The following is a 15,562-nucleotide window of genomic DNA, read 5'->3' as shown; positions in this document are numbered from 1 at the left end:
GAGGAACTGACCGCCAGAGAAGGGAGGTTGATGGCAAACAGTAGAGCAAAACCAATAGCCAAACGCTTCATGGGCGACCTCATAATGCCATCATTGCTGATAAGCCAAGAGAGCACGGAATCGCACCATGATCCATCGAAATAGTCACTTCGAGTGACCGACGGTGTCTGAGAAAAATCCGTCAGAAGTCTTTGCCATGCATATCGCCAACATAGGGAAGCATCACGATGAATATCAGGGAACGTCTTTTTCTTGAGGTCGATGCAACTGCCAGAAGCCATGGCTTATCAGGTTTCAACCGCTTCATCTGCATACTGATTATCGGCGCGGTGCTGCTGGCAGTATTGGAAACCGAGCAGCCTATAGCCGAAACCTACCATCAGATGTTCAGTGCAGTAGAGTGGTTGCTGTTTGGGGTTTTTCTGATCGAGTATTGCTTGAGGGTCTACATCGCTCCGATGAATCCCCTGTTCTCGGGCAAATATGGCCGGCTCAAATACATTTTCAGCGTCTGGTCGATCATTGATCTCATTGCTCTACTACCTTTGCTGCTGACTGTATTCGACGGCACCGCCTTCTACTTGCGCCTGGCCAGACTGGTGCGAATTCTCAGGGTGTCGAAGCTTGGGCGCTTCACAAAAGCCTGGACGCTTCTGTGGCAAGCCATCGCCAAGCGCCGTTACGAGTTGATGCTGAGTGGCATGGCCGCATTGATGCTGCTTCTGGTCTCCAGCACCTTCCTCTACGTGCTTGAAGCTGCTGAGCAACCGGAAGCGTTTGGCAGCATCCCGAGAGCCTTGTGGTGGAGTGTCGCCACGCTGACAACGGTTGGCTACGGAGACGTCACTCCAATAAGCGCTGCCGGCCGCTTTTTCGCCGGTATTACTGCGGTTGCTGGTATTGGGTTGGTCGCCATGCCAACCGGCATATTAGCGGCGGCTTTCAGTGACGCGTTTCAGAACCAGGAAAGCAAGGAGGCTTGAAATGGCATTTTGATTTCAGCGCCGGATCAAGACCGCACCCGGACTGCGTTTGAACATCGGACAAAAAGGGGGACTTTATTTATAGAGCAGGCCGGCGGCCTCGGGCCGTTTTCTACCCGTCCAAACAGGCAGCAATGGATCTGTTCCGGCCGTTCACGACAGGCCGCTACCGGCCCAGGCTGTGTGAAAACGCTTTAAGGCGAGTTTGACAGTCAGAATCGCAACGAAAAACGCGTCCGTATGCAAATTTCAGGGCTGCTGACCAACCACGCGCGGGCAGATTTTACGTAGCAACGCAGACCTCAAAAAGGAGCCAGCGTTTTTACACAGCCTGGGCCATAAGGGGACATTCATCGTCTCTGTGCTAGACAAGATGATTTACGTCAGCAGTGCGTCGTGTTTAGTTCTCCTAGTGGACTGTTTGGTTAGTTCAATAACTTATTCTTGATTGCGGTGAGCTTTGCGCGATTAACAGAGCTGATGATGGATTCAGCCGTTTTGTTCCAGCGAAATGGCTTGTCTGAATGCTCATTATGGGCCTCGATAAAACGGCGAATGGCCGCTTTCAGATCAGCCACGCTGCTGAACGCATCGCGATACAGCGCCCGCCTTTCCAATTGAGCAAACCACCCCTCTACGGCGTTCAGCCATGAGGCGCTGGTCGGCGTGAAGTGGAGCTTGAAGCGGGGATGCTTCTCCAGCCACGCCCTGACGGCGGCCGTCTTGTGAGTCGAGCTGTTGTCCAGAATCAAATGCAGATCCAGCTCGGCAGGCGTCGCGCGGTCGATCTGCCGAAGGAACTCAAGGAACTCTTTGGCCCTGTGTCGTTGGGTGATGCGACCAATGACCTGGCCCGTCAGGATGTCGAAAGCGGCATACAAACTGGCCGTACCGTGACGCTTGTAGTCATGCGTCCTGCGCTCGATCTGACCCGGCTTGAGAGGCAGCATGGGCTGGGTGCGATCCAGCGCTTGGATCTGGGTTTTCTCGTCAACTGACAGCACCAGTGCATTGCCAGGCGGGTTCAGGTACAGCCCAACCACATCGACCACTTTGTCAGCAAAGTGTGGGTCGTTGCTGATCTTGAAGGTTTTCAGCCGGTGAGGCTTGAGATCGGCGGCGGCCCATACCTGGGCGACTTGCCAGACGGTAACGCCCACGTATTTGGCCATCAGCCGCAAGCTCCAGTGAGTCGCCTCACGCGGTACACGCTGGGTCGTCAGGGTCAGGATTTCCTTAATCTTCGCCTCGTCGAGCTTGCGTGGATGTCCGCTGCGCGGGAGGTCGCTCAGCCCATCGAGGCCAGCTTCCTGATAACGCTTGCGCCATTTGAATACGACTGGCGCCGAAATTTCCAACCGATCGCTGACCTGCTTGGGCGTGAGGCCGCTAGCCAACAGCAACAGAATCCGGGCGCGTTGACCAAGGCTCTGAGGCAGAGATCCCATGCACAACCAGCTTTGCAGCGTCTCAACATCAGTGGGTTTTAAACAAAAAGAAGCCGCTGGTCGAGCCATGTTACTCACGCCGAAAAAGGAGGGGTGCACAGTATATTTGTTACTCCTTTATAGATAAACGAACTTTACGGACAGTCCACTAGTCTCGATTTCACAAAAGTCCGGACACCCTCTGTTCATGTTCTGGGTATTTTGCGTAGCAGTAGGCGAATTCTGGGCAAACTGGTTTCAACGTAATTAAGGGCAGGGATGTGCCACAGCTGCGTTGTTCTCAAGAATGACGCTAAGTCTGGATTCGAGTTTTTCCGGTGACAGCTCTATGCCAGTCTTGTTGACTCTTGAAAGATGGCAGGGCTGGTCGAGCAGCTCTTTCAGCTGCGCCAGATCGGTTGCAATCCGGGTGATCAGGGCTTCAGTGCTCGCTCTTGTGGTGCGGCTCCGTTTAAATTTCATTCTAAATCTAGTCGTTTAGCTGTTGACAAGTTTACTTTTTCAGTGCCCTTGTGATACCATTGTTATATCTCGTCTTGGCAACAAAAGTTGCTTCGACTCCAGAGCAATATGCTGCGTCATATGCGGCTCTTGGGGAGGCGGGTTGTTGATGCTGATCGTGCTGGCAATATTAATGTGGTACCTGCAAGCACTCATCGACACACCAAAAGCAACTCAACAACCTGGACAAGAAGGAGAAGGGCGTATGAAGAAAGTGGTTATTAAAACATTTGTAAATTTCATGGCAAATGCAACAACAGCCTTCTGCGTCAACAACCTGCCTACCTTGACCATTCGAGTATCTCGGTCTTAATCGAGAATACTCATCGCGATTCAACGTGTTGCTTGTCCAGCACACCAATTAAAAAGCCCAGCACTAGCTGGGTTTTTCTTTTCCGATGATCCATGCGATTGCAACGAAGAGAAGACTTTCAGCTGCGGCAAGGCTGATGGCTTCATCTCAACAGTCGAGCTTGGCCACAAGGCGCATCAGCCAGGCTGGGCTGGGCCGCTTGCTGCGGCGTGGCGGATTTCTTCGTCAGTGGCGGAGACTGGCGGGGTTCCGAGCTGCAGAGCCACGTTTGCCATGCAAACACAGAGACCGCCGGCGACCAGCAAGATGAGGAACAAGGCTCCAACTGGTCTGGGCCCGGCAAAGAACTACGTCACGAGCGTGCCAATGACCAGAAGGTAAGCCATGGCTGCATTGAAACGGCGAATGAAGATCTGGTGAGCGATCCAGGCATCCATGGCATATCCCTCGAACAGATTGGTTGTTACTGGCTGCGATAGCACTGCTTGAGATACTCGGCTGTTGCTGCAGGGCCGCCGTGGCGCTCCGTGAAAGCATCCGGCGACGCGGTCTAGTGGCAGTTGGTAAGACGGTACTGGCAGCGTATTTCTACCATGCCGTTGTCCTGGCGGGCAGTAATGAAATTCGCGCCATTCTCAAACTCAATTCGCATGGTGCGTCCTCGGCATCCGTAAAGACCTCATCGTTTCACGGAGTGCTGGTAACGCAATCCTATGAGAACTCAGCTCTTAGATTTCAGCCCAGGTAAGAGGGATGCCTAAGTACGGGCCGTTGTCCTCCTCTTCGTCATCATCTCGTTTTGGGCCATGGTCCTTGAGCTCATACCTGAAATTATTCGGATTGAGTTGGTTCGCGTGGTTATCCGCAGTAGCCTTGAAGGCCGGGTTGTTGGGGTTGAGCGTATTGCTGCGATCATCGTTGGCCGTATTTGAGCCCGGAATGGTCAGATGCTCATTGGGGTAGTGAGCCGCAGACGCAAGACCCGCGACCACGCGTTTTTGATACGGGTGAAAATCACGTGCTGGTTCGTAAATCATGAACAAGTAGTTCCAATGATCGTACTTATCTCCGATGTCGAGCCTGACATTGGCCTGGACGGCTGTTGCGAACGGATCCAGTTGGCATAGGCAAGGGTTACCAAGTGATGCATGTTCACACGGCAGACGAAAGAAGTAGGGGGTTACGCCTCCGAGGGCTTCACATAGCTCATTTACGCTATGGACCTGCTTTGAGGATCGATCCTTAAAACTGACCCATGTGAGCCTTTGACGGTGATGAGGTGGCAGAAGATTTCTGTAGTGTTCAGATTGCTTGTGAAGCTCTTTAAGCTGGTGCCAGTTTGAGTAGCCAGCTTTATGGGCGACAAGGTCTAGGGCCTGAGCGAGGCTGATGTCTGAACTTCTTACAAGGGATTTCGCTTCGCGATTGAGTTTCTCAACAGCGGTAGCAGTAATCAGGGGGAGGGTCATGCGTGTGCTCCAAAAGTTAGAGCGGATTTATCCAGTGCCCACTGCTGAATTCCGCAAACTCAAGGAATCAACGCATAAGGTGAAACTTCATCGTCCCGGCGAACCAGGTGAGCCATAGGTGGGCAGCACGCGTCGATGAACGCGTGTCACAGATACTACCGCTGATATTCATCGTGGCGCCAGCCTTTTGAGGCCTGGGAGGTCATTCCGCCGGTGGGCGCCGGAAAGGGCCTAGCTGGCTCCCGAGCCACTGTCTGTATCAGTCTTTGGGAATCGAGAAAGGGCCAGCCAGGTGCCGACACCCACTGCGAACAGGTCGGGCAGGGCGTATCGTGGGCTCCCAGTTGCTAGGGCAATGACGCCGCCAATAACCGCGCCAATGATTACCGCATTCCTGGATTTGCCTATAACGCCACCAAGAACGGGGGCAAGGCCATGGGCTGCTGCTACGAGTAAAACAAATGCGCTCAAGGTAGGTGCCCTCTGAATATCACTTTGAGTGGTGTTTTCGTCTTATCAGTCCGAAGCGGACAAGGATAGTCTAGGTAATTAAAAAGGCCGGCGCACATCTGTGGGCCAGTCTTGATTATCGTGGCGACGCCCCCTCGATTTGAGTAGCGCCAAGTTTTAGATTCCAACGCAAGCCGTCAATTTTAGGACGGATAAGATTTGTCCGCCTTTGGCCGATTGTTGCCCGTCACGACCGGCAGCGATCGGTCGGCCACTGCCGGTCGTAATAGGCAGTGATTTTTTGATGTGGCAAACACCGGCCCCTGTAAAAATCCCAAGAAACTGAGTTATTCAAGCTTCGAACTGAGAAACGGCTGATACCTATACTTAGCCTCAAGCCCGTCCTGAATCCGCCCCTGAAGCAGTACCTAACTTATGCTTGGGTAGTGCCAGAGACGGTGTATCGCGGCTCTCCGAACTTCTTCGCTTTGAGAAGCATCCCGTGAAAGCTCCTCCAGAAACTCCGCGCCTGCACAATTGCACGCGAACGCTCGTGGGGCATCGTCATCTGGCGAACTCTTCGCAGCTCATTAAAACATGCTGGTCACTATAGCTGGATCTGCTGTCTTCCGGCTTCCTGCACCCAGGAGGATGTAAACACTATTTTTGGTTTCAAAAAGACAATTACTCTTTTGATCGACCAAGAGCGTGCTCCTGACCCAATCACCTGGTGAAAAGCGACGTGCACTATCGGTAACTACAGTGTGGGCATAGAGAAGGACTGGCTGAAAACCTTGCTCTGTAACCAACGCTTTCTTGTCATCTGAAATATCGAGATCGACGAGAATCCACTGCCTTACTGAGCAGTATGGTTTTCCTTGGCACAGCTCCTGAGCAAGCACGATGCCAGCAGCCTCGTCGTCACAGGCGCTATGTATTGCTTCGCCTTCTTTTGATAGAAAATCACTGATCTTTTCAATGCTTATGTTTGCCATTTACGGCCTCCCCTGTAGCCACAATTACCGTTGCCTGCGATTTGATCCCCATGCTTACCTCCGATTATTTGCCTAGCCAATGACGCGGACGATCGCGCGCAATTCACACGCTGCCACAACTCTGGCTAAGGCCTCACAGCATCAAAAACAAGCCAACAACTGCTGCCTATAATGCTGAGAAAAGTTCACCTGATAGCTTGGCTCAGCTGCAAAGCCCCCAAGAGAAATATTGTTCGTAGCTTCTGCCCCGTCAGCCAGCTCAAACCCTCCACCAATACCATCATCCAGGCCTTCAACGCTGCCAACAACTCCAATCAAACCGGGCTTTGAACCCGGGGTAAGGCCTGGCATCTGCACCTCGTTCAGCACCGCAAGGTCATCAGGCAGGTCATCCGCTATTCGCTCCGCAAAGCTCTGCAGCGTCGTTTCCGCCAGCATAAATAGCCAAGCCTGGTCATCGGATTCACCTGTGCGCCGAAGTATCCGCCCCAGTACTTGCCGGTAATGCAGTTCGGTTCGGGTGCGACTGAGGTAGCAGCACACTTGCAGGCGTGGAATGTCGGTGCCTTCGCTGATCATTCCGACGGCGACAATCCAGCGGCAAGCACCCTGCCTGAACGCATTGATCACCTGTTGCGCATCAGGGGTTTTGTTGGTCACGAAGCGGCAACCCTCACCCCTAGCATCCAGGGCCTGGACAATTTGCTGGGCGTGCTCAATATCAGTGGCAACGACCAAGCCGGCTGCATCCGGCTTGATCTGGCGAAGATCATTGAGCTTGCTGCAGCCAAGATCGAGTAGCTGATAGATCACATCGTCATGGCGCAGCAATTCTTCGTAGGTGACAGGTGATTCCCCTAAGAGCTTGGGAATGCTGGGAAACAGCTTCACAGAGCTATCAGCGCCCAGTTCTTCCGTGAGTTTCACCTTCTGATTGTCGAGCAGGACAATGCGAGGGGATCGGCACACGCCGTCTGCAATGGCCTCTTCCAGGCCATAACGATAGTCGCAGATCAAGTGCCCCTCCGGCGAGGAGTAGCGAGCCAGGGCAATGGCCCGATCGTCCGAACGCCAGGGTGTGCCAGACAGGGCCAGCGTGAAGGCAGCGCGATCCTGTATCCGGTGCAGTATCTGCTGGCCCCAGGCGTTGCTGAGCAGCGGATCATGGCCAGCGCAATGGTGGATCTCATCAAAGACCACCAGCACACGGTAGTTATCAAGAAGCTGCCAGAACCCCTCATCCCGGTATTCCATGGCTTGGTAGGTGAATGCCGCACCCACGGCACCTATCTGGCCGTCGAGACGCCTGCCAAGCACCGCAGCAAAGGTCGAACGGAAGCCCTCAACGACCTGGCAGGATGGCGCGAAGCACATCACTAGGTCGATCCTGTTTTGCTCAAGCAGCCGGCTGGCCAGTTCTGCAGCCATGCGCGTCTTGCCAGCCCCCGGTGTTGCCTGGCAGAAGAAATGCGGCGTGACATTAAAGTGCTCCAGTGCCCTGGTGATACATCTGCATTGCCAGTCCCGTAGCAATCGGGTCATAAGGGGGCAGCAAGCGTCTTGAGGGTCTTTTCGATGGCACGAAGATGCCCGAGCAGGCGAGAACTGCGATCTCTGGCCTCCAGGTACTCGCCTTCAACCTTGTCCCGCAAATGGGGCATATCCTCCAGAAGCAGCTTGAATCGCTCCGCCTCGCCCATTGAAGACAGGAAATCCAAGCGAATTTCTTTGTGAAGCGCTTCCAAGTGCTGATCCGTATGGTCTGAAGAGTTAAGCGGTAAAGCCTCATTTTCTGGCACTGCAAGTATCTGCTCGGGCTCACAGGCAGTCTTGAGGCTGTTCTCAAACCCGTTGTCGATCAGCTCCAGTTGCAAATGCGCCGGAATCGGCTGCAGGTGGTAGATCTGCCCTCGAACACGGAGATCTTTATCGAGTACGACCCACCCCATGCGCAGTAATCGACGGATCTGCTCATACACATAGCGGCGTACATCGGCGATACGGAAATTCATGCCGTCCAGGCGATTGGCATAGGCATCGCGTAGTTCACGGGTCGTGAACGTTGTGCGCCCTTCCTCCTGAAGCAGCTCATACAGACGCCTATCGAAGATAAACGAGGCCGATTTCATTGAGGCACCAGAAGAGTTAATGCGAAAGAAATACGGATTATAATCCGTGGCTCGTGTGTCCGCAAACGCACGATAGTGCCGCCTCAGTGGAATTGAGACGGTCATGGATAAGTTGGCGAAAGCGTTAGGGGAACGCATCCGAATGCAGAGGAAAGCCTGTCGGATTTCCCAGGATGCACTGGCGCTGGCGTGCAATATCGACCGCAGCTATGTGGGGCGGATCGAGCGTGGCGAAGTAAACATCACCGTCGAGAAGCTATACCGCATCGCAGGGGAGCTCGCCTGCGACCCTTCAAGCCTTCTGCCTCAGCTGTCAGAAATCTAACCCGACTGAGCAATACCGGCCTCAAGAAGGTCTGACCCTAGCGCCGTTTTTCACATTTCCCCAAGCCTCTCGCCGCCATCAGCATCCTAAAAACTGCTAACACAAACGCCCGACTTTTGGTCTCGTTATCCAATTCAGGTAGACCTAGCGGCTCAACAAACTCACCTTGGTTAGGTCTCGTCAGTGAGTTGCGATATGTGGCCCCTGTATTAGTCGCTTCAATGTCCGCTTCTGGCCCAGGCTGTGTAAAAACGTGCACTGAGATCGACGCGACCAAAAAGCGACCTCCTGTAGTCGCGGGGGGGGGGGCACAACCTGCAATGACTATCGAAGAGAAGTGGGGGCAGGTGGGGTCAGTTGCTTCTGCGATTTGGCTTGTTGAGAATCCACCAGGCAATGGGGCTAGTTGTGAAGGAGCCCCTCTCNGGGGCAGGTGGGGTCAGTTGCTTCTGCGATTTGGCTTGTTGAGAATCCACCAGGCAATGGGGCTAGTTGTGAAGGAGCCCCTCTCAGTTATTTCCCGTTTTTTCAACAATTGCCCGATGTCGCAACGGGTATGCTAATTTTTATCTCCCCTCGGACTAGCTAACAGAGGCTTTTATTCCTGGTCACCTCATAAGCTCGTATGAGGTGACCAGGAGCGAAACAGCCGGGGGCGCTGCTTTGCCGGCTGAATCGATGCTGAGCGTACCTAGCCAGATTCTAAGTTAGACAGGATTATGTCGACACTGTTGACATGCTCACCTAACACTGAGCTCATCGAGAAACAGTACGCCGTGGTGGGCGAGGGTGATCTCGCCGGGTTGCGGTTTCGAGCTGCTGTGACATTTGGGAATAGATGCAACGCACCTACGCTGTGCTCCGCATTCTGTCGTATGATTCGCCCAAATATTACGCAACTCAAACATGCTAATAGGTGCAACTGGCCGCATTATGGATAGCAATAGCTGCAACCAGCCTCGGTTCTCAGTTGCGAGGCGCATAAAATCTACGACGCGTAGCCTTTCCGGAGTGTTTGCTTTTCGCGGACAAGGCGTTGCCTTCGAGTCCATGTTGGAGCGTGACTTCCTCAGTCGGATGGATTTCAGGAAGGATGTTCTGACTGTGGTCTCGCAGCCGGTTCAACTGGATTTCGTTGCTCGCAGCGGCCGATCCTATACTTATACCCCGGATTATCTGGTTCATTTCCATTCTCACACCCATCTGCGCCCCATGCTCGTGGAGGTCAAACCGGCAGAGAACTGGCGTGAGAACTGGCGCGACCTGCTACCAAAATGGAAGGCAGCGTTGCGTTATGCGAAGGAGCGAGGTTGGCGCTTCCATATCTATGACGAATCGCGGATCAGAGGCCAATCACTGAAGAACATCCAGTACTTAGAACGATTCAAGAACGCGGATTACGCGGATCAGGATCTGGACGCCATCATTCGCACGGTCGCTTTCAAGGGCATTGCATCAATCAGCTATCTCGTGGCGCTGCACTTTCAAGGCGCTGAAGCTCTGGGCAAATCGCATATCTTTCATCTCATCGCGACCCGTCAGTTGGATTGCGATATTTCCGGGCCTCTGAGCGATTCGTTAGAAGTCATGGTGGCCGAATGAATGACTTCGTTAGTGAACAGCCTAAGAGAGGCAAGATTGACCGGTCTTTCGTAAATATCGCGCCCGGCCAGGTTGCTTGCTATCAGAAAGAGACCTTCCGGATTACCCAGATATTAGATTTCCAATCCGTGCTGGCGATCAATGTCGAAACCGGGCAACCGAAGGTGCTTCAAATCGGCGAGCTCAAGCCGTTTCTTGGAGACAAGGTAAGAGGGCCCTACGCAGATTACGATTTAGAGGATATCGGTGCTGAGGAATGGGCCATCGCGCAGAAACGCTACGCGGTCATCGCCCCACTCCTGAGCATTGAAGGTCAGTCACGTAGCGTGGTCGAGCAACGTGCGAAAGACGCCGGTGTTGATGCGGTTACGGTTTACAGATGGCTGCGCCGTTACAAAGAGCAAGGCGAAGTTACCGCACTGATCCCACTTAAGCGTGGGTGGGGCAAAGGTCGTTCCAGGATCTCTGAGGGCGTCGAGAAGGTTATTGCCGAGACCATCGACGATTTTTACCTGACCGAGCAACGCCCGGATGTTGCCTCAACGGTTTATGAGGTCCGAAAGCGTTGCAAGGCTTTGAAGCTGTCTCCTCCAACCGTGTCGACGGTGCAGGCGCGCATCAAGAACATTCCTGATCGGACGCGTTTGCGAAGACGCGGCGATAAAGAACTCGCGGGCAACAAATATGACCCGCGCCCAGGCGGACTTAACACTGAGTACCCGCTCCAGATCGTGCAGATCGACCACACGCCGGCGGATATGATCATTGTCGACGACGTTCACCGGCGTCCCATCGGTCGTCCTTGGCTGACGCTGGCAATCTGCGTGTATTCGCGAATGGTGACCGGCTACTACCTGTCGATGGATGCCCCCTCTGCGGTCTCGGTGGCAATGTGCGTTGTCCATTCAATCCTACCTAAGGAAAAGTGGCTGGCACTTCATGGGGTGGATGCTGAATGGCCGGTGTGGGGGAAAATGGGCACGCTGCACAGTGACAACGGTGCTGATTTCAAGACCAATAGCCTTGTGCAGTCCTGTGTGAACCACAATATCCGTCGTGACTTCAGGCCGAAGAAAAACCCGCAATGGGGTGGACACATTGAGCGCTGGATGGGCACATTCGCCGGCATCAACAAAAAAGATCGGGGCGCAACCTTTAGCAATCCTGCCGAGCGTCGTGAATATGACTCTGAGAAGCAGTCGATCTACACGTTTGCAGAATACGAGCAGCGGTTGGTCAGAAACCTCATCAAGTACAACAATAAATTCCATGAAGAGATCGACATGGCGCCGATCAAGAAATGGAATCTGGCATTTTTCGGAGATAAAGAGCACGACCCGATTGTGCCCCTACCGCCCAGGGTCGCGGATCCGTGGGGTTTCCAACTCGACTTCTTGCCTGCGACGCTGCGAACCATTCACCCCTATGGCGTGGAAATGGACGCGATGTATTTCGCTGAAGCACTGCGGCCGTGGATAGGTGCAACCGATCCTAAAACAGGCAAGGCTCGAAAATTCCTTTTTCGCCGCGACCCTCGTGACATTAATCGAATCTGGTTCTACGACCCGGCGTTGAGAGAGCACTTTGAGGTACCGATCATTCGTGGCAGATACGCCGGCGTAACGGTGGGCGAGTACGTCAACGCCAAGAAAAAAGCGAGGAAGGCCGGCCGCGACGCGGTCAACCACGACGTTATCGAACGGATGTTGGACGAAAACAAGCAGCAGGAAACTGAGGCTGCCGTGCGCACCAAGCAGGCTCGCAAAAGTGTTCAGAAGCGGACGAACAACACCAAACAAACTACGCCGGCTCGGCCCACGCCGCACGTCGAGCCCAAGTTGCCACCTATTGGGTTACCTGAATCGCCGCAACTGTTGTCGGTGGATGAAGTGGACACTTTTGGAGAAGTCTGGTGACCAATTACGCCCATATCACACCGCAGTTCAGAGACGTGATGGAAAAGTCCGATCTTGATCGGCTCGCATTCCTGGATGAGCCGCGCTGGGTTGATTACCAGGCGGCTAACAACCTGATGGACATCCTCAATGGCTTGCTACGCAAGCCCGAGCGTCCTCGCATGCCAAACCTCATGCTTGTCGGTGAGTCCAATACAGGCAAAACCACGGTGGTCACCCGGTTCAAGGAGCTATCAGGGCAGCCGTACGTCAGTGACGATGCGGTCAGCGTGCGGCCAGTGATTTGCGCTGAAGTTCACAAGCCTGATGAGCGAGAGCTGTATAACGCCATTCTTCGAGAGTTCTGGGCACCCCACAACCCCGTCGCGCCGCTGGAAAAGCTTCGACATCAGGCCATTCATCTCTTGCGTGATGCGCGTACTCGCATGCTCATTCTTGACGAAGTGCATACGATCAACAACGGATCGGCTGCCAAGCGCATGGATGTCATGAACGAATTGAAGATGCTGTCGAACATCCTCCACATTCCTTTGGTGTTGGTCGGCACCCGGACGGCACTTCAGCTACTGGTCCTGGATTCGCAGTATTCAAGCCGGTTTGAGGTTGTCTCGCTGCCCAACTGGTCGGTCAATGCCGAGTTTCAGCGTTTCCTGAAAAGCTTCGAATCAGTGCTCCCTCTCAAATTCGCTTCAAAACTGTACTCGCCGGAGCTCACCCCGCTCATTCACGCGATCTCCAATGGCAACACGGGCAACATCGAATACCTTTTACGTGAGTGTGCAAGGGAGGCGATTCGAAACGGTTCGGAAGTGATTGACCGTCGACTGCTGGAGAAAAACCAATGGATGCGTCCTACCAGTGCAGATGGGGTGCGGGAGCGCGTCCTTTAAATCCGGTCTGGCCGATGGTGCCAGCTCTTCTGCAGGACGAAGTTATCTCCTCCTGGCTAATGCGATGTGCTTTGGCCCAAGGTTGCGATGCCACGACGCTAACAGGCGAGGTCTGGCCTAGGCTGAGGTACTGGTGCAACGATCCGGACAGAGATTTATCCATTGAACAGTCGCAGCATCTGACCCGCCTTTCTGGCATTCCCACAGCAGCGCTTCAAGCGGCCACTTTACAGCCGCTGTATCAGTTGATGACGGGAACTGCGGAATTCCCAAGAGGGATAGCGCCCTGGTTTCTCTGTCTGGGGTGCCGGAATCGACGTCGCAGCGGTGGCCTTCAGTACTGCCCAAAATGCTTCAAGGAACGACTTCCTCATTACCTGATACAGGATCGGCTGGCGTGGCACAGCGCATGTCCACTGCACCAGGTGATTCTGCTGGACCGCTGTGAATGCTGCCATGCGCCATTATGCCCTCATCTGCTTGCACCACCTGAGCAGACGCTAGGTCGGTGCCATCGCTGCGGATATGAGCTGGGCTTCGCGTCAACTGACAGGGCACCGATCCAGGCTCTGAGTTTCCAGCTTGCGGCTGATGAGCTGTTTTCCAAACCTACCCTGCGGTATGGCGAGAACCATCTGCTTCTGACTGAATGGTTTGCTCTGTCGCGATGGATGATTGGTATATTGCGCACCGCCGCGCGCGCACCCAGCCCCTGCACGGAGATGTTTTTCCGTGAGCTTGGTGTGAACCTGGCCGAACTCAGGCCTCCTCCAACGGGCTTGCCATTCGAGTATTTGTCACCCGTGGACCGCGCAGGCCTCTTGGCACACGTCTGGAGCATGCTGGAGGTCGGTCCCGAGCGCTTGATGGCCGTGGCCGAGCGGGAGCGCGTGCGCCCATCGCTGTTGCTGCCGCGCTCGGGAGAGTTACCGGCCTCACTTGCTAGACTTGGCGCAGTGCTGAAAAGCAGTCGACGCCGTAACTACAACCTCGCCCCAGTCCGAACCCCGCGCTCTGTGAAAAGCGTATTGATGAGATGGCGACGATTGCTCAGGAAGTTTCAACGATGACACCTCCGGAACTGCCACTGAAATGCGATGAATGCCAATGCATCGCATCGAAGATTCACCGGATCCACAAGGGACGGCGATTCTGCAACACGTGCTATGCCCGACTGTTCAAGCGCCGATTGTGTTCCGGCTGTGACAATTTCGCCCGGCTCCCCGTATTTGAAAAAGACGCCAAATGCATCCGCTGCGAGTCGAGAGCGCCTTGTGTACGGTGCAAGAAGACCGGGAAGCCGGTCGGATTGATGACGGTCTATGGCCCAGCATGTGCCAGCTGTGCACATCACTTTTCCGAACCTGAGCCTTGCCACCGATGCGGCAAGCTATCAACAAAACTAACCCGAGTCCTAGCGATCGATCCCGATGTTCGCTGCTGCGCTCAATGCGCACGGGCAGGCGCGGCAACGTGCCCGGATTGCCGGCATCACCGTTTCTTGGTCCAGTGCAACGATGGTCTGATGCGGTGTAAATTGTGCGCTGAAAAAGGCAAAGTTCAGTGTGCCAGCTGCACCCGGTTGATGCCGGCGGGACGCAAAAACGAATGCGAGACCTGCGCCTGGGAAAAGAGCCTTGATCGTCGCGCGCATATTCATGTCGAACTGTTCGCCCATGCCAGCACGCGTCAACGCTTCAATGAGTTCTGCCTGTGGCTCAAAAGTCAGATGGGGGCGCAGAAGGCTGCGCTGAAACTCAAACACTACGTGCCCTTTTTCAGCTTCCTGGATGCGCATTCCGTAGGTTTACCCTCGTACGTTTTCCTGCTCGAACATTTCAGTGCAGAGGGGCTTCGTAGGATGCAGACCCCAATGCTATGGCTCAGTGAGCGGTACGGTGTCGCGGCCGATGAGCAACTGCGCAACCAACACTCCGAAAAACGCCGAATTCAAGAGTTGATCGAATCGACGCCCGCCGGCGTTGGCTTGGAAGCACTGCTGGGTTACCGAGAGTATCTTCGGACCAAACAAGGCGACGGATCTACGTCGATCAGTTCTGTTCGGCTTTCCTTGCGTGCCGCGAAAAACGTATTGGCTTCAGCGTCACAGCAGTTCGATACGTTGCCCACGCAGAAGACGGTAACGGCATATCTCACTCAGTCGCCGGGACAGCGTGCGACCGCGCAGGGCTTCATCAGTTATCTGAACCGAACCCATGGACTCAGCCTTACAACAGAACTCAGCGAGCGTGCGGTAGCAAGGGCGAAAAATCGTAAGCTTGAGGCCACGCTATACAACTTGTACTCCACCGGTGGCGAAGGTGAAGCCTACGAGCGTGCATGGATCAAGGCCGCACTGATGCTGTTGCATGGGTTGAGGAGCGTGAATAAGAAGAGGTTCTCGTATAGCGCTCTCGTGGTGAAGGGAGTAGCTGGTTTTAATGTGGTGATCAACGTTCAAACGTATTGGGTACCTAGCCCGGATTTCTCATGACCGCATAAACAAAAACGGCTGAAAGCCTTATGATTCTTGTCGCCAAA

At 54.2% G+C, this 15,562-nt stretch carries 13 protein-coding genes; 7 read left to right on the top strand and 6 right to left on the bottom strand.

Going from position 1 to position 15,562, the window contains the following annotated elements:
- The first annotated feature begins 227 nt into the window (after positions 1 to 227).
- Positions 228 to 983, top strand: a complete 756-nt coding sequence (locus tag HXW87_RS02585) for an ion transporter (protein ID WP_131670709.1) — start codon at positions 228 to 230, stop codon at positions 981 to 983.
- 425 nt (positions 984 to 1,408) lie between these two features.
- Here HXW87_RS02585 and HXW87_RS02580 read toward each other — a convergent pair whose 3' ends face one another.
- Both HXW87_RS02580 and HXW87_RS02575 read right to left on the bottom strand, forming a co-directional pair.
- Positions 1,409 to 2,500, bottom strand: coding sequence for an IS630 family transposase (locus HXW87_RS02580; RefSeq protein ID WP_131670708.1), 1,092 nt, complete (start codon positions 2,498 to 2,500; stop codon positions 1,409 to 1,411).
- A gap of 177 nt (positions 2,501 to 2,677) precedes the next feature.
- The gene (locus HXW87_RS02575; protein WP_131670707.1) at positions 2,678 to 2,893 is read right to left on the bottom strand and encodes a hypothetical protein; all 216 of its coding nucleotides are present in this window, start codon (positions 2,891 to 2,893) and stop codon (positions 2,678 to 2,680) included.
- A gap of 148 nt (positions 2,894 to 3,041) precedes the next feature.
- Between HXW87_RS02575 and HXW87_RS02570 the strand changes: the two genes are divergently transcribed.
- Entirely contained in the window at positions 3,042 to 3,245 is a 204-nt protein-coding gene (locus tag HXW87_RS02570; RefSeq protein ID WP_131670706.1) for a hypothetical protein, read from the top strand.
- Between the two features lie 728 nt (positions 3,246 to 3,973).
- Here the strand turns inward: HXW87_RS02570 and HXW87_RS02565 are convergent.
- The 4 genes from HXW87_RS02565 to HXW87_RS02550 form a co-directional block, all read right to left on the bottom strand.
- Positions 3,974 to 4,714: a hypothetical protein gene (locus tag HXW87_RS02565; protein WP_217325388.1), complete on the bottom strand. Its 741-nt coding sequence runs from the start codon at positions 4,712 to 4,714 to the stop codon at positions 3,974 to 3,976.
- A 1,040-nt stretch (positions 4,715 to 5,754) separates the two neighbouring features.
- Positions 5,755 to 6,159, bottom strand: coding sequence for a hypothetical protein (locus HXW87_RS02560; RefSeq protein WP_131670704.1), 405 nt, complete (start codon positions 6,157 to 6,159; stop codon positions 5,755 to 5,757).
- A 141-nt stretch (positions 6,160 to 6,300) separates the two neighbouring features.
- Positions 6,301 to 7,701: a DEAD/DEAH box helicase family protein gene (locus tag HXW87_RS02555; RefSeq protein ID WP_131670703.1), complete on the bottom strand. Its 1,401-nt coding sequence runs from the start codon at positions 7,699 to 7,701 to the stop codon at positions 6,301 to 6,303.
- The gene (locus HXW87_RS02550) at positions 7,698 to 8,288 is read right to left on the bottom strand and encodes a hypothetical protein (protein ID WP_131670702.1); all 591 of its coding nucleotides are present in this window, start codon (positions 8,286 to 8,288) and stop codon (positions 7,698 to 7,700) included. The genes HXW87_RS02555 and HXW87_RS02550 overlap by 4 nt, the downstream gene beginning before the upstream one ends.
- A gap of 103 nt (positions 8,289 to 8,391) precedes the next feature.
- Between HXW87_RS02550 and HXW87_RS02545 the strand changes: the two genes are divergently transcribed.
- The 5 genes from HXW87_RS02545 to HXW87_RS02525 all read left to right on the top strand — a co-directional run bounded on the left by HXW87_RS02545 (position 8,392) and on the right by HXW87_RS02525 (position 15,515).
- Positions 8,392 to 8,613 carry a helix-turn-helix transcriptional regulator gene (locus HXW87_RS02545; RefSeq protein ID WP_131670701.1) on the top strand — a complete coding sequence of 74 codons (222 nt, stop codon included), beginning with the start codon at positions 8,392 to 8,394 and terminating at the stop codon, positions 8,611 to 8,613.
- 1,050 nt (positions 8,614 to 9,663) lie between these two features.
- A complete protein-coding gene (locus tag HXW87_RS02540; RefSeq protein ID WP_034139805.1) occupies positions 9,664 to 10,215 on the top strand; it encodes a TnsA endonuclease N-terminal domain-containing protein in 552 nt (183 codons plus the stop codon).
- Positions 10,212 to 12,131, top strand: a complete 1,920-nt coding sequence (locus HXW87_RS02535; RefSeq protein ID WP_034139804.1) for a Mu transposase C-terminal domain-containing protein — start codon at positions 10,212 to 10,214, stop codon at positions 12,129 to 12,131. Before HXW87_RS02540 ends, HXW87_RS02535 begins: the two co-directional genes overlap by 4 nt.
- On the top strand, positions 12,128 to 13,021 hold the full coding sequence (locus HXW87_RS02530) for a TniB family NTP-binding protein (protein WP_034139803.1): 894 nt from the start codon (positions 12,128 to 12,130) through the stop codon (positions 13,019 to 13,021). The genes HXW87_RS02535 and HXW87_RS02530 overlap by 4 nt, the downstream gene beginning before the upstream one ends.
- A gap of 1,525 nt (positions 13,022 to 14,546) precedes the next feature.
- Positions 14,547 to 15,515, top strand: a complete 969-nt coding sequence (locus HXW87_RS02525; protein WP_239778397.1) for a hypothetical protein — start codon at positions 14,547 to 14,549, stop codon at positions 15,513 to 15,515.
- Positions 15,516 to 15,562: the final 47 nt, after the last annotated feature.

The organism is Pseudomonas sp. Y5-11 (genome assembly GCF_022368695.1).
GTDB lineage: Bacteria > Pseudomonadota > Gammaproteobacteria > Pseudomonadales > Pseudomonadaceae > Aquipseudomonas > Aquipseudomonas parakoreensis.
This window is presented reverse-complemented; position numbering and strand designations above follow the sequence as displayed.

Bases quoted from the DNA above. Each gene is read 5' to 3' on its own strand.
- HXW87_RS02585 (WP_131670709.1), top strand. From the start codon at position 228: ATGAATATCAGGGAACGTCTTTTTCTTGAGGTCGATGCAACTGCCAGA.
- HXW87_RS02580 (WP_131670708.1), bottom strand. From the start codon at position 2,500: ATGGCTCGACCAGCGGCTTCTTTTTGTTTAAAACCCACTGATGTTGAG.
- HXW87_RS02575 (WP_131670707.1), bottom strand. From the start codon at position 2,893: ATGAAATTTAAACGGAGCCGCACCACAAGAGCGAGCACTGAAGCCCTG.
- HXW87_RS02570 (WP_131670706.1), top strand. From the start codon at position 3,042: ATGCTGATCGTGCTGGCAATATTAATGTGGTACCTGCAAGCACTCATC.
- HXW87_RS02565 (WP_217325388.1), bottom strand. From the start codon at position 4,714: ATGACCCTCCCCCTGATTACTGCTACCGCTGTTGAGAAACTCAATCGC.
- HXW87_RS02560 (WP_131670704.1), bottom strand. From the start codon at position 6,159: ATGGCAAACATAAGCATTGAAAAGATCAGTGATTTTCTATCAAAAGAA.
- HXW87_RS02555 (WP_131670703.1), bottom strand. From the start codon at position 7,701: ATGACCCGATTGCTACGGGACTGGCAATGCAGATGTATCACCAGGGCA.
- HXW87_RS02550 (WP_131670702.1), bottom strand. From the start codon at position 8,288: ATGAAATCGGCCTCGTTTATCTTCGATAGGCGTCTGTATGAGCTGCTT.
- HXW87_RS02545 (WP_131670701.1), top strand. From the start codon at position 8,392: ATGGATAAGTTGGCGAAAGCGTTAGGGGAACGCATCCGAATGCAGAGG.
- HXW87_RS02540 (WP_034139805.1), top strand. From the start codon at position 9,664: ATGTTGGAGCGTGACTTCCTCAGTCGGATGGATTTCAGGAAGGATGTT.
- HXW87_RS02535 (WP_034139804.1), top strand. From the start codon at position 10,212: ATGAATGACTTCGTTAGTGAACAGCCTAAGAGAGGCAAGATTGACCGG.
- HXW87_RS02525 (WP_239778397.1), top strand. From the start codon at position 14,547: ATGCGGTGTAAATTGTGCGCTGAAAAAGGCAAAGTTCAGTGTGCCAGC.